This window comes from Lentzea waywayandensis (genome assembly GCF_900115955.1).
Classification (GTDB): domain Bacteria; phylum Actinomycetota; class Actinomycetes; order Mycobacteriales; family Pseudonocardiaceae; genus Lentzea; species Lentzea waywayandensis.
On record NZ_FOYL01000009.1, the window covers coordinates 365,754 to 387,417 of the forward strand.

Here is a 21,664-nt window from a genome sequence, read left to right on the forward strand (position 1 = left end):
CCCGGCGCCCCATGCAACACCGAGCCACTGGCAGGAGCAACTCGTTTTAGTGCCGGAAGCAGAGGGTTCCCCACTGGAACCCGGCACCGATCGCGGACATCACGAACACGTCGCCCTTGCGGAGCTCCCCGAACCGGGAGTGCAGCGCGGTGAACACCCCCGCCGACCCGGTGTTGCCGAGCCGGTCGAGCGTCACCGGTGCCTTGGCGGCCGGGACGCCGAGCTTCTCGAGCGCGGCGTTGATGATGTTCGCGTTGGCCTGGTGCAGGAAGAAGTGGTCGATCCGCTCGATCGGCACCCCCGCCTTCCCCGCCGCGGTGAGGATGCTGTCGGGCAGCCACCTCGTCGCGGTGTCCCAGACCGCCCTGCCGTTCATGGCGAGGAAGTGTTCCCGTCGCGCGACGGTCGTCTCGGTCGTGGGCAGCCGGGAGCCGCCGGCCTTGATCTGCACGTCGTAGGACAGTTCGGAGCCGAAGTCCCACGACAGCAGGCCGCTGTCGCCGTCGCCGCGGTGCAGCACCGCCGCCGCGGCCGCGTCACCGAAGAAGATGCGGCTGGTGCGTTCGCGCGGGTCCGTCACGCGGCTGGCGCAGTCAGCCGCGATCACGAGCACCGTGCGGGCGGCCGAGGACTGGAGCAGGTGTGCCGCGAGCAGCAACGCCTGCACGCCGTTCGCGCACGCGGCCTGCGTGATGTCGAGCGTCAACGCCCGGTGCGCCCCCAGTGCCTCCTTGACGATCAGCGCCGTGGACGGCAGCGGCTGGTCCCAGGTGTAGGTGGCGACGATGATCACGTCCAGGTCCCGGACGGTCGTCTCGGAACTCGCGAGCGCGTCCTTCGCCGCGGCGACGCACATGTCCGAGACGGCGCGGTCCGGTGCGAGCCAGCGCCGTTCGCGGATCCCCGTCCGGCTGGTGATCCACTCGTCGGAGGTGTCGACCATGCGCGCCAGGTCGTCGTTGGTGACGATCCGTTCGGGCAGGTGGACACCGGTCCCCTTCAACGCCACCGGAATCACACGGAGCTCCTGGCGGTGTTGGTGGCGGGCGTGATCAGGTCGGCGAAGTCGACGTAGAACCGGCCGGACACGCACTCGGCGCCGAGCAGGATCCGCCGGGCGGCCTCGGCGGTGAGCGCGCCGCCGAGCGCCACGCCGGACGCGAGCTGGGGCCAGCTGCTGAGCGTCCTGCCGAGTTCGCCGAACGACGCGCGCAGCTCGGGGCTGATGCGTTCGGCGTCGACCATGGCGAGGATCAGGTCGACCTTCTGCTGTTTCGACAGGGTTTCGAGCTCGTCGGCGGTGACGTCGCCGATCAGGCCGTGCAGCAGCGGCCGGTGCGGTTCCTGGTCGAACCGCTCGACGTCGAGCATGCCGCGGTCGTTGCAGTCCATGACGACGGGGATGCCGCGCCGGCGCGCCGCCTCCCTGGCGGCGATCTTCGCGTACGGGGTGTCGCACTCCTCGACGATCAGGTCCAGACCGTCGGTGAACTCGTCGAGGTTCTGCCGGGTGAGACCGTCGGTGAAGATCTCGATGTCGAGGTAGGGGTCGATCTCGAACATCTGCCGCGCGGAGATCACGGCCTTGTTGACGCCGAGGTGGTGCACGCCCGCGCGCAGCCGGTTCAGGTTGGACAGCCCGAACTCGTCGAAGTCCGCGAGCTTGAACCTGCCGCCGATGCCCTCGAGGGCGAACGTGACGGCGGCGCTGTTGCCGACCGACAGGCCGATCACGCCGATCCTGCGGCCCAGCAACGACCTCTGCTGCGGGCGTTCGATCTTGCCGCGGTTGCGGTCGGTGCGGACCAGCCGGAACTCCTCGCGCGGCAACACGTGCACGAGCCGCTGGGACCACGGGTAGAAGACCCAGGTGCCGTACTCCCAGTCGGTGAGGCCGCCGAGCTGCTCGTGCCTGCGTCGGGTGAGGTCCTCGTGCGGCGGCAGCCACGGTTCGCGGCTGCGGATGAGCTCGTCGATCTGCGCGTCGATCGAGTCGTGGATCTCGCGGACCTGACCGGAGTCCAGAAGTCGTTGCAGCGCTTCCCGATCGGCCGCGACCGTTGGGGTGAGGAGGACCGGTTGCCAGGCCGTGGTGTCCGCGCCGCCGCGGAGGTTGTGCGGCCGGCGGTGACTGAGCGCGACGGCGGGAGTGTGCTCGACCGCCGCCAGTTCCGGGAACTCTCCACGCATCCTCGTGACGAGTTCGTGGTATTCACCGGCGCCCGCCGCGACGTCGTGGAACATGATCACGACGTCCTCGGTGTAGTGCTCGACGTGTCGGCGCGTCCCCTCGACACACCGGAAGCCGAATCGCTCGTGGAACAGGTGCTGGCCGTCCTTGGTGCCGGACGTGCCGATCATCGCTTTCGCACCCAACGCATGTGCCGCACCGATTGCGACGGCGTTCAAATAGGCTCCGAGCCCCAGTTTTCTGGCCCGATGTTCGACCACGAGTCGACTGTGCTCAAACGTTTCTCCGGGCGTGACACCGGCCTCGCGGAGAATTCGTTCAAACCCGGCATCGCCGAGAAATGCTCTGGACTGGAAGAGCTCACCGGTCGCCGGTGTCGACAGCCTGATGTAGCCGAGAGGCGGCCCACCAGGCTCTTTACGTGCGACGAAGTGCCAGGCGCCGTAGTCGAGATCCTGATCGTCGACGTGCCGGCCGTCCTCGCTGCGGAACGCCGGTCGACGTCCACGATCAAAGAGCACCCGCGCCCGCAACTCGCGGACGGTTTCCACTATCTCATTGCTGACAACCGTGTCGACGGAAGCTAAGAACGCACTCACGTGCCACTGCTGGTTCATCTGACGCGCCACCTCGAACAATGAGAAGAACGTTGATCGCGCGCACCTTAACTACAGTTGATCTTGATTGAGAAATCAAGATCACTAACGGGTGAACTCCGCTTTCTCATCATGCGACCGGCACCGGCGTCCCGAACGGCCTCACGCGGATCACGCTGCGTGGTCACGTTCCCAGGCCGCGCCGTGGAAACGTTCTCATCGGGCAGAAGCTGTGGAATCCACTACTGGTTCGGCTGTTCGAATGTGCCAACGGGGATCGCCTCGGGGAGCACCGCGGGATTCGGACTGACGGAGCGCAGAGCATGAGCAACTCCAGTGAGAAGGTTGTCGAGGCGCTGCGTGCGGCCATGAAGGAGGCCGACCGCCTACGCCGTGCCAACCGGCAACTGGTGGCCGCGGCCAGTGAGCCGGTGGCGATCATCGGCATGGCCTGCCGCTTCCCCGCCGGAATCACGTCCCCGGAACAGCTCTGGGACCTGGTGTCCACCGGCAGGGACGCGATCACCGGCTTCCCCGCGGACCGCGGCTGGGACGTGGACTCGTTGCTCGGCAGCGGAGTCGACGCCCGCGGCAACAGCGTGTCGGTGCAGGGCGGCTTCCTGCACGGCCTGGCCGACTTCGACCCGGCGTTCTTCGGCATCTCACCGCGCGAGGCGGTGACCATGGACCCGCAGCAACGCCTGCTGCTCGAAGTGTCCTGGGAGGCCCTGGAACGAGCCGGCCTCGACCCGTCCACTCTGCGCGGCTCCCGCACGGGCGTGTTCGTCGGCACCAACGGCCAGGACTACGAACACCTCCTGATCCGCGGCCTGGACAACGCGACCGGCGACGTCGGCACCGGCATCGCCGCCTCCGCCGAGTCCGGCCGGATCTCCTACGCGTTCGGCTTCGAGGGCCCGACCCTGACCGTCGACACCGCATGCTCCTCCTCGCTGGTCTCCCTGCACCTGGCCGTGAACGCCCTGCGCGGCGGCGAGTGCACGCTGGCCCTGGCCGGCGGCGTGAACGTCATGTGCACTCCCGGCTCGCTCGTCGAGTTCTCCCGCCAGGGCGGCCTGGCCCGCGACGGCCGCTGCAAGGCGTTCTCCGACGACGCGGACGGCACCGGCTGGTCCGAGGGCGTCGGCGTGCTGGCGCTCGCCCGCCTGTCGGATGCCGAGGCTTCGGGTTATCCGGTTCTCGCCGTGGTGCGTGGCTCGGCTGTGAACTCCGACGGCGCCTCCAACGGCTTCACCGCCCCGAACGGCCGCGCCCAGCAACGGGTCATCCGCGCCGCCCTGGACCGCGCCGGTCTTGGTCCGTCCGATGTGGACGTCGTGGAGGCCCACGGCACCGGCACCGCGCTGGGCGACCCGATCGAGGCCCGCAGCCTGCTGGCCGTGTACGGAGCGGACCGGCCTTCGCCGCTGCTACTGGGTTCGGTGAAGTCGAACATCGGCCACACCCAGGCCGCCGCCGGTGTCGCGGGCATCATCAAGATGGTCCAGGCGATGCAGCACGGCGTCGTGCCCGCGACTCTGCACGTGTCCCGGCCTTCCACGCACGTCGACTGGTCCGCCGGTGACGTCTCCCTGGTGACCACGGCACGCTCCTGGCCGGAGTCTGATCGCGCGCGGCGTGCCGCCGTGTCGTCGTTCGGCGTGTCGGGCACCAACGCGCACGTGATCATCGAGGCCGCTCCGAGCGTTCCGGAATTGTCAGACCAGCCTGAGATGATTGGGATGGGGGGCGTTTCCCCCCAGGGGGCCAGCCAATCCGAATCGATTCCGGTCCGCGTGCCGCTCGTCGTCTCAGCCAAGTCCGAAGCCTCCCTGCGAGCCCAGATCGACCGCATCCGCACCCACCCCGGCGACCCGCGCGACATCGGCCACTCCCTCGTCACCACCCGCACACTCTTCGAACACCGCGCCGTCCTCCTAGCCGACACCGAGATCACCGGCCAGGCCAAGCGCACCGAGCTCGCGATGCTGTTCACCGGCCAAGGCGCCCAACGCCTCGGCATGGGCAGGCAACTGCACGCCCGCTACCCCGTGTTCGCAGAGGCCTTCGACGCCTGCACCACCCCCGAACTCAGACAGATCATCTGGGGCGACGACGAGGACCTGCTCAACCAGACCGGCAACGCCCAACCGGCGCTGTTCGCGTTCGAAGTGGCCCTCTACCGCCTCCTTCAGCACTTCGGCGTCGAACCGGCCCACCTCGCCGGCCACTCCATCGGCGAGATCGCCGCCGCGCACGTCGCCGGCGTCCTCAGCCTCGAGGACGCCAGGACCCTCGTCACCGAACGCGCCCGCCTCATGCAGGCCCTCCCGCGCACCGGCGCGATGGTCGCCGTCCAAGCCTCCGAAGCCGACGTCACGCCCCACCTCACCGGCAACGTCAGCATCGCCGCCGTCAACGGCCCCACCTCCGTCGTCATCGCCGGTGAGGAAGGCCCGACCCTCGAACTCGCCCAGCGCTGGAAGCACAAGCGACTCCGCGTCTCGCACGCGTTCCACAGCCCGCTGATGGAACCGATGCTCGCCGACTTCCGCGAAGCCATCAGCACGCTCACCTTCCACCAGCCGCAGATCCCCGTCCACGGTGCCGACGTCACCGACCCCGAGTACTGGGTGCGGCACGTCCGCGACACGGTCCGCTTCCACGACAACGTCCAAGCCCTGCAAGGCAGGACGTTCCTCGAGGTCGGTCCGGACGGCGTCCTCGCCGCACTGGTCGAGGACGCCATCCCGACGATCCGCAGGGACCGCGACGAGGTCGAGGCGTTCCAGACAGCGCTGGCCCGCCTGCACGTCGGCGGCACGCGAGTCGACTGGCTGCCCTGCTACCCCGGCGGCCGGCGCGTCGACCTGCCCACCTACGCGTTCGAGCACGCGCCGTACTGGCCGTCGGTCTCGGTCAGCGCGGGCGACGCCACCGGGCTCGGCCTCTCCCCCGCCGGGCACCCGCTGCTCGGCGCGGCCATGACCGTCGCCGGGTCGGGCGAACTGATCCTCACCGGCACGCTGTCCGGCGCGCAGTGGCCCGTCTTCCCCACCGCCGGGTTCGTCGAGCTGGCACTGAAAGCGGCCGATCTCACCGACCACAGCGCCGTCGAGGAGCTCACCACGATCGAGCCGTTGCTCCTACCGGGCAACGGTTCCGTGCAGGTCCAGCTCCACGTCGGCACCGACGGCCGTTTCACTCTGCATTCCCGGGCCGACCAGCAGGAGTGGGTCAGGCACGCCGAAGGCAGGCTCGGCACCGGCACGCAGCCCGAGAACATCGCCGTGTGGCCGCCGAAGGGCGCGCAGGTCGTCGACAGCGCCCACGACGAGAGCCTCCGCGCGGTCTGGCAGCGGAACGACGAGATCTTCGCCGAGGTCGCGCTGTCCGGCGACGCCACCGGTTTCGGCCTCCACCCGGCTCTGCTGGACGCCGCGCTGAACGCCGCGTCCTTCCTCGGCGTCGAAGGCGAACCCGCGGACTGGCGTTCGGTCACCCTGCACGCCACGGGCGCCAAGCTCCTCCGCGTCTGTCTGTCCGAAAAGGACGGAGAGGTTCGGCTCACCGCCGCCGACGCCAACGGGGACGCGGTCCTGGACGCCGCCATCTCGTTCCGCGAGCTGGCGGCGACACAACGAACCGAGCTGTACCGGCTCGACTGGGTCCCGATCGAGGTCCACGGCGCGAACGACTGGGCCGTGCTCGGCGAGGACCTCCTCCAGCTCGGTGTTCCGGTCGTGGACTCGTTGGCGGGCGAGTCCACACCGGACACCGTCCTCGTGCCGGTCACCGACTCCTGGCAGGCGCTGCTGCTGATCCAGGAGTCGCTCCTGACCAACTCGCGGCTGGTGTTCGTCACGCGAGGCGCCCTGTCCGGAGACGATCTGCCGGGCGCGGCCGTGTGGGGTCTGGTGCGGTCGGCGCAGGTCGAGCACCCCGGCCGGTTCCTGCTGCTGGACGTCGAGGACTCCCTCCCGGACGGCCTGGCATCGCTCTTCGAGCTCGGTGAGACCCAGGCCGTCGTCCGCGACGGAGAGGTCCGCGTCGGCCGGTTCAGCCGCGCCACCGCCCCCTCCACCGAACACTCGTGGAACGGCACCGTCGTCGTCACGGGCGACGTTCCCGAGATCGCGCAGCACCTCAGTGCGCTACCGGGTGTGCGCGAGATCGTCACGGTCACCGACTGGGACTCGCTGCCCGAGATCATGTCCACTGTGGATGACCTGGCGGCGGTCGTGCACGCGGCCGACCTCCAGGACGACGGCGTCGTCGGTGCCCTGACACCGGACCGGCTCGACACCGTTTTCCAGGCCAAGGCCGACACGGCGTGGCTGCTGCACACGCTGTGCGGCGACGTCCCGTTCGTCGTGCTCACCTCGATCGCCGAGGTCGTCGGCGCGGTCGGCAAGGGCGCTCATGCCTCCGCGAACAGCTACCTCGAAGCCCTCGCCGCCCACCGCCGCGGTCTCGGCCTGCCGGGCCTGGCGCTCGCGATGGACACGTGGGACCCCACGCTGTTCGACGCCGCCATCAGGACCGACGAGGCGTTCCTCGCGCCGTTCGTCCCCGAGCGCGCCCGCCCCGGCCGACGCACCGCCTCGAACGCCCGCAGCGGCGGCCTGGCGTTGAAGCTCACCGGTCTTCCCTCCGCCGACCGGCTGCCGTTCGTCGTCGAGGTGGTCCGCGAGGAGGCCGCGAAGGTCATCCACGCCGGCGCGATCGCGGAGGACAGGGAGTTCCGCGCGCTCGGTTTCGACTCGCTCACCGCCATCGAACTGCGCAACGCCCTCGCGCTGGCCACCGGCCTCTCGCTGCCCGCGACGCTGATCTTCGACTACCCGACCCCGCAGGCCGTGGCCGAACACCTCCTGGCCGAACTGACCGGCGAGGGTCTGTCCGACGACGTCGTCGCCCAGGGCCAGGCCGATCTCGACGACCCGATCGTCATCGTCGGCATGGCCTGCCGCCTGCCCGGCGACGTGAACTCGCCGGAGGACCTCTGGCAGCTGCTCGTCACCGGCGGCGACGGCGTCACGACGTTCCCCCACGACCGCGGCTGGGAGGCCGAGGCGATGGGCGGCACCGTCGAGGGCGGCTTCCTGCACGGCGCGACGCAGTTCGACGCGGGCTTCTTCGGCATCTCCCCGCGCGAAGCCCTCGCCATGGACCCTCAGCAACGCCAACTGCTCGAAGTCGCCTGGGAGGCCGTCGAACGAGCCGGCATCGACGCGACGTCGTTGCGCGGCACCAGAACCGGCGTCTACATCGGCACGAACGGCCAGGACTACACGAACCTGATCCTGCGCTCCCGCAACGAGGTCGAGGGCCACGCGTCAACGGGCCTGTCGTCCGCGGTGATCTCCGGCCGCCTCTCGTACACGTTCGGCCTCGAAGGCCCCGCCCTCACCGTCGACACCGCCTGCTCGGCCTCGCTGGTCGCCCTGCACCTGGCCGTGAACTCGATCCGCTCCGGCGAGTCGACGATGGCCCTGGTCGGCGGTGTGACGGTGATGTCGACCCCGATGAGCTTCGCCGGCTTCAACGCCCAGGGCGGCCTGGCCGGCGACGCGCGCTGCCGTTCGTTCTCCGAGGACGCCAACGGCACGGGCTGGGCGGAAGGCGTCGGCGTGCTGGTGATCGAACGCCAGTCCGACGCCCTGCGCGCAGGCCACCAGGTCCTCGCCGTCGTGCGCGGCTCGGCCATCAACCAGGACGGCGCCTCGAACGGCCTGACCGCCCCGAACGGCCCCGCGCAGCAACGCGTGATCCGCCAGGCCCTGGCCAACTCCGGTCTGTCCACTTCGGACGTCGACGCCGTGGAAGCGCACGGTACCGGCACCGTCCTGGGCGACCCGATCGAGGCCCAGGCGCTGCTGGCGACGTACGGCCAGAACCGCACGTCACCGCTCCTGCTGGGCTCCATCAAGTCGAACATCGCCCACGCCCAGGCCGCCGCCGGTGTCGCGGGCGTGATCAAGCTCGTCCTGTCGCTGCGCAACGGCCTGCTCCCGCGGACCCTGCACGTGACGTCGCCGACCTCGCACGTGGACTGGTCGGCGGGCAACGTGTCGCTGCTGACCGAGAACACCCCGTGGCCCGCGGTGGACCGCCCTCATCGCGCCGGCATCTCCTCTTTCGGTCTGTCCGGCACCAACGCGCACGTGATCATCGAGGCCGCCCCCGCAGACCTGGCAGGCACGGCAAGCACACCGGACTCGGCGAGCACACCACCGTTGCTCGTGTCGGCGAAGTCGCCGGAAGCCCTCCAGGCCCAGATCGACCAGATCAACGCCCTCGTGGCAAACGGCGCGAACGCACAAGACGTCGCCTACTCACTGCTGCACCACCGCGTGACGTTCGACCATCGAGCCGTACTGCACAACGGCACCACGCTGGCAGAAGGCGTCGCCTCCCCCAAGACGCTCGCGTTCCTGTTCAGCGGCCAAGGCGCCCAACGCCTCGGCATGGGCAAGGAGCTGTACGAAACCCAGCCGGTCTTCAAAGCCGCGCTCGACGAAGTCGCCCAGCACCTCGACGTCACACCGGTCATGTGGGGCGGGGACGCCGACGCGCTCAACCAGACCGGCAACACCCAGCCGGCACTGTTCGCCTTCGAGGTCGCCCTCTACCGCCTCGCCGAAAGCACCGGCCTCACCCCGAAGTACCTGGCAGGCCACTCAATCGGCGAGATCGCCGCCGCACACGTCGCCGGCGTCCTCACCCTCGAAGACGCCGCCAAGCTGGTGGAAGCACGCGCCCGCCTCATGCAGGCGCTCCCGCAGACCGGCGCGATGATCGCGATCCAGGCCACCGAAGCCGAAGTCACCCCGCACCTCACCGAGAACGTCTCCATCGCCGCCGTCAACGCGGAGAACTCCGTCGTCATCGCGGGCGACGAAGAACAAGCGCAGCGGATCGCCGCGAAGTTCAAGGGCCGCAAGACCACTCGCCTCAAGGTCAGCCACGCGTTCCACAGCCCCCTGATGGAACCGATGCTCGCCGACTTCCGCGAAGCCATCGCCGGGCTCACCTTCCACCAGCCGCAGATCCCCGTCCACGGTGCCAACGTCACCGACCCCGAGTACTGGGTGCAGCACGTCCGCAACACGGTCCGCTTCCACGACAACGTCGAAGCCCTGAAAGCCAAGGGCGTCACCGCCTTCCTGGAGATCGGCCCCGACGGCGTCCTGAGCGGCCTCACCGACGCCGTGCCCGCCCAGCGCCGCGACCGGACCGAGTCCGACGCGTGGCTGACCGCGCTGGCCCGCCTGCACGTCATCGGCGTCAAGGTCGGCTGGCAGCTCGACGGCGGCACGATCGACCTGCCCACCTACCCGTTCCAGCACGAGCGCTACTGGCCGGAGATCGCCCAGGCCCCGGCGGCCGGCCGCGACCCGATCGACGCCGAGTTCTGGGCCGCCGTCGAGCAGCAGGACGCCACCCAGCTCGCCGCCACCCTCGACATGGACCCGCAGACCTGGGCCGGTGTGCTGCCGGGCCTGTCCGCGTGGCGGCGGAAGAGGTCCGCCAAGTCCACTGTGGACTCGTGGTTGCACGAAGAGTCCTGGACGCCCCTCACGGGCCTCAAGCCCGCGCAAGGCTCGTGGTTCGTCGCGGTGCCGATGTCGCTGTCCGAAGACGCCTGGGTGCGCACGTTGCTCGCCTCCCTCGGCGACGACGTCACGGTGCTCGAAGTGGCGTGGGCCGACCGCGAGTACCTGACCGGGCAGCTGATCGAGTTCAACCAGAAGCGCTACACGGGCGTGATCTCGTTGCTGGCGCTGGACGATCTCGACGAACTGGCGCCGGTCGTCGGCACGACCGCGCTCATCCAGGCGTTGGGCGACGTGGACATCAACGCGCCGTTGTGGGTCATCACGCGCAGCGCGGTGTCGACCGGACGCCACGACCTGCTCACCCAGCCCTGGCAGTCCGGCGTGTGGGGCCTGGGACGCGTCGCGTCACTGGAGTACCCGCAGCGCTGGGGCGGTCTGATCGACCTGCCGGACGACATCGACGATCGCATCGCGCACCGGTTCACGTGCGTGTTGTCCAGCGACGAGGACCAAACAGCGGTCCGGTCCGCCGGAGTGTTCGGCAGGCGTGTCGTCGTGGGCGCGGAAGCGGACGGCGCCGAGTGGACGCCGTCCGGAACCGTGCTGATCACCGGTGGTACCGGTGCTCTCGGCGCACACCTCGCCCGTGACTTCGCCCGGCGCGGAGCCGCGAAGATCGTCCTGGTCAGCAGGCGCGGCCCCGGCTCCCCCGGCGCCGCGGATCTCCAGGCTGAGATCACCGCGCTCGGAGCGGAAACCGTTGTCGTGGCGTGTGATGTCGCCGATCGGGACGCCGTCGCCGAGCTGCTGACGCCGGACGTCAAGGCCGTCGTGCACGCGGCCGGTGTGCTTGACGACATGATGTTCGACAGCCTCACGCCCGACGCGTTCACCAAGGTGTTCGAGTCGAAGGTGAACTCGGCGTTCGTGCTCGACGACCTGACGCGCGGCCTGGACCTCGACGCGTTCGTGCTGTTCTCGTCGGTCGCGGGTTCGGTCGGCAACATGGGCCAGGGCAACTACGCCGCCGCGAACTCCGTGCTCGACGCGATCGCCCAGCAACGCCGCCAAGCGGGCCGCGCCGCCACGTCGATCGCCTGGGGTGCCTGGGCGGGCGACGGCATGGCGGGCGACGACCGCGTCGCCGAGCACATCAAGCAGGTCGGCGCGGCGTCGCTGGACCCGGAGCTCGCGATCACCGCTCTGCGCCACCTCGTCGCGCACGGCACGGCCACGGCGGTCGTCGCGGACCTGCGCGCGCCGCAGCTGCTGATGGCGTTGCTGAGTCTGCGCCCGACACCGGTGATGTCCGAGCTGCCCGGTGCCCGCGAGGCGCTGGACGAACTCGCCGCCGCCCGCGCCGAGAGCGACTCGGCCGCGGCGGAGTTCCGGCGTTCACTGCGATCCCTGCCCGCCGACGAACGCGTCACGCCGGTGCTCGACCTCGTCCGCACGCGTGCGGCGGTGGTGCTCGGGCACGCGGGCAAGGAGGCGGTCGCGTCCGACAAGGCGTTCCGCGACATCGGTTTCGACTCGCTGACCGCCGTCGACCTGCGCAACCACCTCTCCTCGATCACAGGACTCGCGCTGCCCGCCAGCCTGGTGTTCGACTACCCGACACCGCTGGCGCTCGCGGAGTTCCTGCTGGACGAGCTCCTCGGCGACACCTCCGTCGTCGCCGAGGAGCACGTCCGCGTCGCCGGCACCGACGACATCGCGATCGTTGGCATGGCCTGCCACTTCCCCGGCGGCATCGACTCGCCGGACGACCTGTGGCGCGTGCTGATGGCGGGCGAGGACGTGATCACGTCCTTCCCGGCGGACCGGGGCTGGGACACGACCGAACCGATCCGCGGCGGTTTCCTCGATGGTGTAGCGGACTTCGACGCGTCGTTCTTCGGCATCTCCCCGCGCGAAGCCCTCGCGATGGACCCACAGCAACGCCTCCTGCTCGAAACCTCGTGGGAGGCCTTCGAACGCGCGGGCATCGACCCCGCCCATCTGCGTGCCTCACGAACCGGCGTCTTCGTCGGCACCAACGGCCAGGATTACCAGCACGTCGTGATGGCCTCCAACGAAGACCTCGAAGGCCACGCGGGCACCGGCCTGGCCGCGTCGGTGATCTCCGGCCGCATCTCCTACGCGCTGGGTCTCGAAGGACCCGCCGTCACCGTCGACACCGCCTGCTCCTCAGCCCTGGTCGCCCTGCACCTGGCCGCCCAGTCACTGCGCGGCGGCGAATGCTCCCTGGCGCTGGCCGGCGGCGTCACGGTGATGGCGACCCCCACCTCGTTCTCCGGTTTCTCCCGCCAGGGCGGACTCGCGCAGGACGGCCTGTGCAAGGCGTTCTCCGACTCCGCGGACGGCACGGTCTGGTCCGAAGGCGTAGCCGTCCTGGTGGTGGAGCGCCACTCCGACGCTGTCGCCGCCGGACACCCGGTGCTGGCCCTGGTCCGCGGTTCCGCGTTCAACTCCGACGGCGCCTCCAACGGCCTCACCGCCCCGAACGGCCCCTCCCAGCAACGCGTGATCCGCGCGGCCCTCGCCTCGGGCGGCCTGTCGGTGTCCGATGTGGACGCCGTCGAGGCCCACGGCACCGGCACCGTGCTGGGCGACCCGATCGAGGCGCACGCGCTGCTGGCCACCTACGGCCAGAACCGCGCCGAACCTCTGCTCCTCGGCTCGGTGAAGTCCAACCTGGGCCACACGCAGGCGGCAGCAGGCGCGGCGGGCGTGATCAAGATGGTGCTGGCGATGCACCACGGCCAACTCCCCCGCACCCTGCACGTCACCGCGCCGTCCTCCCACATCAACTGGTCCACGGGCGCTGTCGAACTCCTGACCTCCACGACCGCCTGGCCAACGGTGGATCGCCCGCGCCGCGCGGGCGTCTCGTCGTTCGGCATCTCGGGCACGAACGCGCACGTGATCTTGGAAGCGCCGAGCGCGCCAGAACTGTCAGACCTGCCTGAGATGATTGGGATGGGGGGTGGTTCCCCCCAGGGGGCCGGCCAGTCCGAATCGATCCCGAACGGCCGGGCGACGCCGGCGAGCCTCGCAGGCACGCCAAGCACGCCAGGCGCGACCGATGCGGTGCCGCTGCTCGTGTCGGCGAAGTCGGCGGGCTCGCTGCGTGCCCAGGTCGAGCGGGTCAAGGCCGTCCTCACCGCCGGAGCGAACCCGCTCGACGTCGCCCACACCCTGGCGAAGCGGTCGCGGTTCGCCCACCGCGCGGTCCTGATCGACGGCGAGGAGGTCGCGAACGGGGTCGCCGGCGAGCACACCCTCGCGGTGATCTTCTCCGGGCAGGGCTCGCAGCGCCTCGGCATGGGCAAGGAGCTCTACGAGCGGTTCAGCACCTTCGCGGACACGTTCGACGCCGTCCTCGCCCGCTTCGAACCGGGCCTGCGCGACCTCGTCTGGGGCACCGACGCCGACGCGCTCGACCAGACCGGCAACGCACAGCCCGCGCTGTTCGCGATCGAGGTGGCACTGTTCCGGCTGCTCGAGGAATTCCGGATCAAGCCCGCCCACGTCGCGGGCCACTCCATCGGTGAGATCGCGGCCGCGCACGTCGCCGGCGTCCTCAGCCTCGAAGACGCCGCCAAGCTGGTGGAAGCACGCGCCCGCCTCATGCAGGCCCTCCCGCGGACCGGCGCGATGATCGCCGTCCAAGCCACCGAAGCCGAAGTCACTCCGCACCTGACGGAGAACGTGTCGATCGCCGCGGTCAACGCGCTCAACTCCGTCGTCATCGCCGGCGACGAGCACGAAGCCGAAGCCATCGCGGCCCACTGGAAGCACAAGCGACTCCGCGTCAGCCACGCGTTCCACTCGCCGTTGATGGAGCCGATGCTCGATGACTTCCGCGAGGCGATCAACGGGCTCACGTTCCACGAACCGCGCATCCCCATCACAGCATCAGGTGACGTCACAAGCGTCGACCACTGGGTGAACCACGTCCGCGACACCGTCCGGTTCCACGACAACGTCCAGGCGCTCAGGAACAAGGGCGTCACGAGGTTCATCGAGGTCGGGCCGGACAGCGTCCTGTCCACGCTGGTCGACGGCGTGCCGACGTTGAGGCGCGACAGGACTGAACTGCACAGCTTGATGACAGCACTCAGTCATGTACACGTTGACGGAATCAATGTTGACTTGACTCAGATGTTGATTCGAGGTGTACAAATCAACATCCCCACCTACGCCTTCGAGCGCGAGCGGTTCTGGCCGAAGGCGTCCGTCGGTGGCCGTACAGGCGACCTCACGGCCTATGGGCTCGCATCGGGCGGACACCCGCTTCTCGGTGCGGCGGTCACCGTCGCGGGCACCGACGAGCTGGTGCTCAGCGGACGGCTCGCGAAGGCGACGCATCCGTGGCTCGGCGAGACGTTCCCGGCGACCGGGTTCCTGGACTTCGCGATCCGCGCGGGCGACCTCGTCGGCTGTGATCGCGTCGAACACCTGACCACGGCCGTGCCGTTGCATCTGCCGGAACGTGACGCCGTCCCCGTGCAGGTACGTGTCGGACCACCGCAGGACGGCAAGCGCACGGTGAGCGTGCACGCCCAGCACGGCGACACCTGGGTGGAGCACGCCACCGGCACGCTCACCACCGAGCCCTACCACGCGACGTTCACCGGTGACGGCGTCGAAGTCGAGCTGCCCGAAGGTGTGGACGACGCCGCAACGTTCGGTGTGCACCCGTTGTTGTTGGCGCAGGCTCTCGAAGGAACGAGCGAACTGCTCGGTGAGGGCGTGCCGTTCGAGTGGCGGGACGTGTCGCTGCACGCCATCGGCCCGGAACGGCTGAAGGTCCAGCTCACGCGCAACGGCGACTCCGTCGAGGTGGCGGCCGCCGACGCCGAGGGCAACCCTGTGTTGTCCGTGCGCGCGTTGACCGTGCACGTGCCTGAGGTTCCGCAGGACCAGCGGGTGCGTGAGGCGTTGTTCCAGGTGAACTGGGTGCCGGCGCAGCTCGGCGAGGCGTCCGAGATCAGCGCCCGGATCGTCGAGGTCCAGGGCGGCGTCGACGCCGAGGCCGCACACCGCGCGACGATCGAGGCGTTGGAGGTTCTGCAGAACGCCGACGAGCGCACGGTGTTCGTCACGCGGGGCGCGCAGGAGCCGGTCCAGGACCTTGGTGCGGCGGCGGTCTGGGGCCTGGTGCGGGCCGCGCAGGCGGAGGATCCCGGACGTTTCCTGCTGATCGATCTCGACGAGTCGAGCACCGTCGAACCCGGCATGCTCCTGAGCGAGGAGCAGCAGCTCGTCGTGCGCGACGGCGTCGCCTACGCCGGGCGCCTGGCGCGCCTCGGCGAGCACGAGACGCGGCCCGTCGACTGGTCCGGCACCGTACTGATCACCGGCGGTACCGGTGGCTTGGGCGCGGAGCTGGCGCGGCACCTCGTCGCGTCCGGAGCACGAAGCCTGCTGCTCCTGAGCCGGCGCGGACCCGACTCGCCCGGTGCGTCGGAGCTGCGGGCGGAGCTGATCGCGCACGGTGCCATCGTCACGATCGCCGCCTGCGACGTGGCCGACCACGACGCGCTGGCCGCCGTCCTCAATGGACACGACGTGACCACCGTCGTGCACACGGCGGGCGTGCTGGACGATGGCGTGATCGCGTCGATGACGCCCGAGCGGCTGACGAAGGTGTTGCGGCCCAAGGTGGACGCCGCGTGGAACCTGCACTCGCTCGTCCCGGAGGCGCAGTTCGTCCTGTACTCGTCGGTGTCCGGCGTCCTCGGCACCGCGGGTCAGGGCAACTACGCGGCGGGCAACGCGTTCCTCGACGCATTGGCCCAGTACCGGCGTTCGCTGGGGCTGCACGCGATCTCGCTGGCGTGGGGCGCGTGGACGTCCGAGGTCGGCATGACCGGGCAGATGGACGCGGCGGCGTTCGAACGGCTGGAGAAGTCCTCGATGCCGCCGATCTCGCTGGAGCTCGGCTTAGCGCTGTTCGACGCGGCGGTCACGGTCGACGCACCGCAGGTTGTGCCCGCACGGGTCATCACCGGCACCACGAACGGCATGGTGCCACCGCTGCTGCGCGACCTCGTGCGCGGCGGACGCCGCACCGCGACAAACCGCTCCGACGCGCAGATCAGCCCGGAACGCCTTGTGGAACTGGTGCTGGGCGAGGCCGCCGCCGTTCTCGGACACGGATCCGCGGCGACGATCGACGCCGGTGTGGAGTTCAGCCAACTCGGGTTCGACTCGTTGACGTCCGTGGAGCTGCGCAACCGCCTCGACACGGCCACCGGCCTCACACTGCCCGCGACGCTCGTCTTCGACTACCCGACCCCGCAGTCTCTCGCCGATCACCTGGCCACCGAACTGTTCGGCGGCACAACGGAGACCGAGTCGTTCACGGGCGCTGTCAGCGACGAGCCGATCGCGATCGTGGGCATCGGCTGCCGGTTCCCCGGCGACGTCACGAGCCCCGACCAGCTCTGGGACCTGGTGGCGGCCGGACGGGACGCGATCAGCGGCTTCCCGGCGGACCGCGGCTGGGACGCGGGCGTGGTCGGCGACGGCGCCGGGCAGTCCGTGACGGGCCACGGCGGTTTCCTGAACGGCATCGCGGACTTCGACCCGGCGTTCTTCGGCATCTCCCCGCGCGAGGCCGTCGCGATGGACCCGAACCAGCGCCTCGTCCTCGAAACCGCCTGGGAGGCCCTCGAACACGGCGGCCTCGACCCGCTGGCCCTGCGCGGCTCGCGCACCGGCGTCTTCCTCGGCGCCGGCGGCCTCGAATACGGCCAGCTGGTGATCAACTCCGAACAGGCCCGCGAGGGCTTCTCCAGCACCGGAACGTCGCCGAGCGTCGTGTCCGGCCGTCTCTCTTACGTACTCGGTCTGGAAGGACCGTCGATCACCGTCGACACGGCATGCTCGTCGTCGTTGGTAGCGCTGCACATGGCCGTGTCCGCGCTACGGAACGGTGAATGCACTCTGGCACTCGCCGGCGGTGTGCAGACGTTGGTGTCGCCGGGCACCTTCATGGAGTTCAGCCAGCAGGGCGGCCTCGCGCGTGACGGCCGATGCAAGGCGTTCTCCGATTCCGCAGATGGCACCGCATGGGCCGAGGGCGTCGGTGTGCTCGTGGTCGAGCGTCTGTCCGACGCTCTCGCACAGGGCCACGACGTGCTTGCGGTCGTGCGCGGCTCCGCAGTGAACTCGGACGGCGCCTCCAACGGCCTGACCGCACCCAACGGCCCGTCGCAGCAACGTGTGATCCGTGCGGCGCTCGCTGCTGCTGGACTGTCGACGTCCGATGTGGACGCCGTGGAAGCACACGGCACCGGAACGGCCTTGGGCGACCCGATCGAGGCACAGGCGCTGCTCGCGACCTACGGCCAGGACCGCACGGAACCGCTGCTGCTGGGTTCGCTGAAGTCGAACATCGGCCACTCGCAGGCCGCGTCGGGCGTCGCGTCCGTGATCAAGATGGTGATGGCGATGCGGCACGGCGTCCTGCCGCGCACGCTGCACGTCACCTCACCGTCATCGCACGTGGACTGGTCGGCGGGGGCGGTGTCGCTGCTGACGTCGGCGACCGCGTGGCCCGCGGTGGACCGGCCTTGGCGCGCGGGAGTCTCGTCGTTCGGCATCAGCGGCACGAACGCGCACGTGATCTTGGAAGCGCCGAGCGCACCAGAACTGTCAGACCTGCCTGAGATGATTGGGATGGGGGGTGGATCCCCCCAGGGGGCCAGCCAATCCGTATCGATCCCGAAGAGCACGGCGGGCACGGCGGGCACGGCGGGCACGGCAGGCACGGCAGGCACGGCAGGCACGGCAGGCACGGCAGGCACGGCAGGCACGGTGCCGCTGGTCCTGTCCGCGAAGTCGGCTGACGCGGTGCGCGCTCAGATCGAGCGGGTCACGGCCTTCGTCGAACGGACCGGGGCGAGCGCGCAGGACGTCGGGTTCTCGTTGCTCAGCCGGTCGCGCTTCGACCACCGGGCGGTCCTGCTCAACGGCACAGAGATCGCCACCGGACAGGCAAGCAGGAAGAAACTCGCCGTGTTGTTCTCCGGGCAGGGGTCGCAGAGGCTCGGGATGGGCCGGGAGCTGTACGAACGCTTCGGAGCATTCAAAACGGCGTTCGACGAGGTCGACCGTCACCTCCACATTCGCGACACAGTCTGGGGCGCGGACGAAGCCGAGCTGAACAGCACGGCCAGGACACAGCCCGCGTTGTTCGCGATCGAGGTCGCCCTCTACCGGCTCGCGGAGAGCTTCGGTGTCAGGGCCGAAGTGGTCACCGGGCATTCGGTCGGCGAGATCGCAGCCGCCCACGTCGCCGGAGTGTTCAGTCTCGAAGACGCGGCGACGCTCGTCCGAGCACGCGCGAACCTGATGCAGGCGTTGCCGGCCAACGGCGCGATGTTCGCGGTCAGGGCGAGCGAGAGCGACGTCGTCAAGCACCTCGACGACGACGTGTCCATCGCGGCGGTCAACGGCGAGAACGCCGTGGTCATCGCGGGCGACGAGGCGCGGGCGCGGAAGATCGCCGAGAACTGGGAGCACAAGCAGCTCAAAGTCAGCCACGCGTTCCACTCCCCTCTCATGGACCCGATGCTCGACGACTTCCGCGACGCCATCCAGCACATCCGTTTCCAGGAGCCGACGACCTCAATCCAGGCAACCGGCGATGTCACGGCGGTCGAGCACTGGGTGCGGCACGTGCGGGACGCGGTGAGGTTCGCGGACAACGTCGCGCACATCGGCGACGCCACGTTCCTGGAGATCGGGCCGGATGGGGTGCTGAGCGCGCTGGTCGACGGCGCGATTCCGGCACTGCGCAAGGACAAGGACGAGGTCACGGCGTGGACGACGGCTCTCGCGCGGTTGTTCGTGCAGGGAGTGGACGTCGACTGGGCACCATTCTTCGGCAACCAGAACAAGATCAAGCTGCCGACGTATCCGTTCCAGCACGACCGGTACTGGCCCACGCCGCGCAAGAACGCCGGTGACGTCGCCGCGGTCGGGCTCGGGCCGGTGGACCACCCGGTGCTCGGCGCCGCGATGACGCTCGCCGGGTCCGATGCCGTGGTGTTCACCAACAGGCTCGCGGAAGACCATCCGGAGGCGGCGTTCGCGGAGATCGCGTTCCGGGCGGCCGACCAGGTCGGGTGCGGGCTCGTCGAGGAGCTGGTCGTCAGCGGGCCGTTGACGGCGGGCGTGTTGCAGGTGTCGGTTTCCTCCCGGCAAGAGGGAAAGCGTCAGCTCACCGTCCACACGCGACAGAACGACGAGTGGATGCTGCTGGCGAGCGGCGTGCTCAAAGAAGGTGAGCACGCGAGCGACTTCCGGGTCAGTGAGTGGCCGCCGAAGGGTGCTGTCGAGATCGGGGCGAACACCTGGCAGCTCGGGGACGCCACGTTCGCCGAGGTGTCGCTGGACTCCGGCGAGACCAACCAGTACGGCGTGCATCCCGAGCTCATCCAGAAGGCGATGCTCGGCGACGACGTTCCGCTCGAGTGGCGGAGTCTGTCGCTGCACGCGATCGGCGCGTCGACACTGAGGGTCCGGCATCTGGGTGGCGCGATCGATGCAGTCGACGGGCAAGGGTCGCCGGTCTTCTCGGCGCAGTCGGTGACCCTCGGCTCGCCGCTCACAAGGCAACAGCAGCAGGATTCGCTGTTCCGGCTGGAGTGGGTGCAGGCGCCGCGGTTCACCGAGGCGGAAGCCTCGATCGTCGAGATCAGCGGCGGCGAGGACTACGTCAAGAAGGCTCATTCTCTAGCCGTACAGGCACTTCACACGGTCCAGCAGGACGAGCGGGTCGTGTTCGTGAAGCGCGGCGACGACCTGGCTGCATCGACGGTGTGGGGACTGGTCAGGTCGGCGCAGTCGGAGAACCCCGGACGGTTCCTGCTGGTCGACACCGACGACTCCGCGCCGCTGCCGATCGGGCTGCTGGACGCGGGCGAGACGCAGGCGCGTGTGAGGGACGGGCAGGTCCAGGTCGCTCGGCTCGCTCGCGTCACCGACACCGTCGAGACGGCGCGGTGGGATCCGGAAGGCACGGTGCTGATCACCGGCGGTACGGGTGGGCTGGGTGCGGAGCTGGCACGCCACCTCGTCGCGGAACGGCGCACCAAGAAGCTGCTGCTCGTGTCGCGGCGGGGGCCGGATGCGCCGGAAGCCGTTGCGTTGCAGGCGGAACTGACGGCGCACGGCGCGGACGTCACGATCGCCGCCTGCGACACCGCGGACCTCAAGGCGGTCAGGAAGGTGGTGAAGGGCGTCGTGCTGACGGCCGTCATCCACACGGCGGGTGTGCTCGATGACGGCATCATCGGGTCGCTGACGCCGGAACGGCTCGCCACGGTCCTCACGCCCAAGGTCAACGGCGCGTGGAACCTCCACGAGGCCACGAAGAAGCAGAAGCTCAAGGCGTTCGTGCTGTATTCGTCGGTCTCGGGCATCGTCGGCGCGCCGGGGCAGGGCAACTACGCGGCCGCGAACGCGTTCCTGGACGCACTGGCCATCCATCGACGTGAGCAGGGACTACCGGCGACGTCGCTGGCGTGGGGTCCGTGGGCGCAGTCGAGTGGCATGACGGCGCATCTGCAGGACGGCGCCATAGATCGCATGGGACGGGGCGGGATGCCGCCGTTGAGCGTCGAGGAGGGCATGCGGCTGTTCGACGACGCCACGTCGCGTGACGAGGCGTTCCTGGTGCCGGCGCGGATCAGCACTGGACGTTCGGACGGGCCGGTCGCGGCGGTGTTGCGCGGGCTGGTGCGCGGCGGCAAGCGAACGGCGGGCGGCTCGTCCACTGTGGACTACGGCGCGACCCTGGCGGCACTGCCCGCCGAGGACCAGCTTCAGCACGTCCTCGACCTGGTGCGCGGGCACGCGGCCGGGGTGCTCGGGCACGGTTCACCGGCCGAAGTGCAGGCGGACAAGCAGTTCCGCGATCTCGGCTTCGACTCGCTGACCGCAGTGGAGCTGCGCAACAGCATCGCGGCCGCCACCGGGCTCAAGCTCGCGGCGACGCTCGTCTTCGACTACCCGACGCCTGCCGAACTGGCCGCGCACCTGCACGGCCTGCTGGTCGGCGCGCAGGACGAACGGCCCGCGCTCACCACCGAGCTCGACCAGGTGGAGATCGCGCTCGCCGCCGGAACGCCGGGTGTCGCCGCGCGGCTGCGCAAGCTGCTCGCCCAGTACGGCGGCACGGCCAAGAAAGAAGCCGCGCGCGAACGCCTCACCGAGGCCTCCGCGGACGACGTGTTCGCGTTCATCGACAACGAGCTCGGCCGACGCACCGAGCGCTGACCCACTTCACGACGGAA

Annotated in this window: 4 protein-coding genes; 2 read left to right on the plus strand and 2 right to left on the minus strand. The window is 69.8% G+C overall.

Annotated features, from left to right (window positions below; translation table 11 throughout):
• Nucleotides 1-46 precede the first annotated feature (46 nt).
• The gene (locus tag BM417_RS31460) at nucleotides 47-1,018 is read right to left on the minus strand and encodes a 3-oxoacyl-ACP synthase III family protein (protein ID WP_245822275.1); all 972 of its coding nucleotides are present in this window, start codon (nucleotides 1,016-1,018) and stop codon (nucleotides 47-49) included.
• Entirely contained in the window at nucleotides 1,015-2,409 is a 1,395-nt protein-coding gene (locus tag BM417_RS31465) for a ThiF family adenylyltransferase (RefSeq protein WP_245822276.1), read from the minus strand. Before BM417_RS31465 ends, BM417_RS31460 begins: the two co-directional genes overlap by 4 nt.
• A 30-nt stretch (nucleotides 2,410-2,439) precedes the next feature.
• On the opposite strand from BM417_RS31465, the gene BM417_RS49380 reads away from it, so the two are divergent.
• Nucleotides 2,440-2,778: a hypothetical protein gene (locus BM417_RS49380; protein WP_245822277.1), complete on the plus strand. Its 339-nt coding sequence runs from the start codon at nucleotides 2,440-2,442 to the stop codon at nucleotides 2,776-2,778.
• A gap of 332 nt (nucleotides 2,779-3,110) precedes the next feature.
• Nucleotides 3,111-21,647, plus strand: coding sequence for a type I polyketide synthase (locus tag BM417_RS49385; RefSeq protein WP_093602009.1), 18,537 nt, complete (start codon nucleotides 3,111-3,113; stop codon nucleotides 21,645-21,647).
• The last annotated feature ends 17 nt before the right edge of the window (nucleotides 21,648-21,664 follow it).